The 1,356-nt window shown below is 43.7% G+C and carries 1 protein-coding gene and 1 pseudogene; one reads left to right on the top strand and one right to left on the bottom strand.

Translation table 11 applies throughout. The features are described 5' to 3' along the window. Positions 1-421, top strand: a pseudogene (locus tag RJ60_RS15695) (IS1634 family transposase); the annotation flags it as partial. Here RJ60_RS15695 and RJ60_RS14450 read toward each other — a convergent pair. Beyond that, positions 411-1,356 (bottom strand): M48 family metallopeptidase (locus RJ60_RS14450; RefSeq protein WP_258006365.1); only part of this gene is annotated, 946 nt, incomplete at its 5' end. The pseudogene RJ60_RS15695 and the gene RJ60_RS14450 overlap by 11 nt on opposite strands.

The following is a 1,356-nucleotide window of genomic DNA, read 5'->3' as shown; positions in this document are numbered from 1 at the left end:
CAGGCTAGACGGATACTATGCTATCCAGACAAGTGAGAAGAAGGTTGATCCAAGAACGATCCTATCCAAGCATCATGATTTATGGAAGATAGAAGAATCCTTTAGGATAATGAAGAGCAATCTTGAAGTGAGACCGATGTTCCACTGGACACCAAGAAGGATAAAGGGTCATTTCGTTGTTTGTTTCCTTGCATTCTTGGTGCAAAGAGAGCTTGAGTTCAGAATGAGAAAGAAAGGAATACACACTTCAACCCAGGAGATACAACGAGCGATAAACTCACTCAAAGTGATGAAGTTCAGCCATGGTGAGCAAAGTTACTACATGAAAGCCAAATCACTACCCCTTGCTTCGAAGATTCTTTCATTAATGAAGATAACACAACCCGACAAGGTAACGCCTCAAGAAGAACTCACTCTCTGAATACAGAGTTTGTAGTGGCAAAATTCTTCGTTTCTAAAAATACTTTCGCTTGTTTAGCTGTTTTCAGAAGATTAAGTGATAAACTCAAGTGTTCTAACTCGGAGAATGGAGAACGGTCAACCGCGTGCTGGTTTTTGCCTACCCATTCCTCAATAATCTCTCTGGCATCATCAAGATCAGCAATGGTGATCGATTCGCCGAGTTTGTCTTCGTAGAAGTTCTGAAAGCTTGATCCTCTGGAGCTGGAGAGATCGAGGATCATACCTGCTATGATGTATCTTCGGCTTTGCTCTGGTTTGTCGAGGTTCTCGAGTGCCTTGCCTGCAAGAAAGTAGCTTTTCGGAGTCCGGGGATCAAGCCTCAGCAGCTTCTGAGCCCATGCGAGGGCATCGAGCGGCCTGTCAGTATCGAGGTAAAGATAAACAAGCTCTTCCGCAGCTTTCATGTGGTCTTTGTCTTCTGAGAGTGCAGCCCTGAACATAAGTTCAGATTTGTAAGGCTTCTTGCGCTTCTTGTAGATCTTTCCGAGAAAGACCATTCCTTCTATGTCATTCGGTTTCCTGGAATAATGCTCTTCAATGAGAGATTCGGCAGTCTCTGTATCATCGAAGAGATAGGCGATATGTCCGAGATCCCACAGCTCTTGCTCGTTCAAAGTGCTCCATCTTTCGAACTCGCTCGCTACGGATACACTTTTCTCAGCCTTCGAAGTGCATTGACTCTTTTCTCCGTTTTGAATAGTCTCTGAAAAACTCTCTTTCTTTGTATGATCGTCTATTATCAGGTGATAAAGATTGACCGCCTCGCTCCATCTTCCATCTAAAAGCAAAGCCATCGTCTTTGCGATTCTTTCTTCCATGATATTTCTCCTTTCGTCGAAATAGTTGCAAGTTCTGAGTTGCAAGTTGCAGGAAAACCAGTTGCATGAATCGATG

It is taken from the genome of Mesotoga sp. B105.6.4 (assembly GCF_002896535.1).
Classification (GTDB): domain Bacteria; phylum Thermotogota; class Thermotogae; order Petrotogales; family Kosmotogaceae; genus Mesotoga.
Note: the sequence above shows the minus strand (reverse complement) of the source record. Positions and strands in the feature narration are given on the sequence as shown.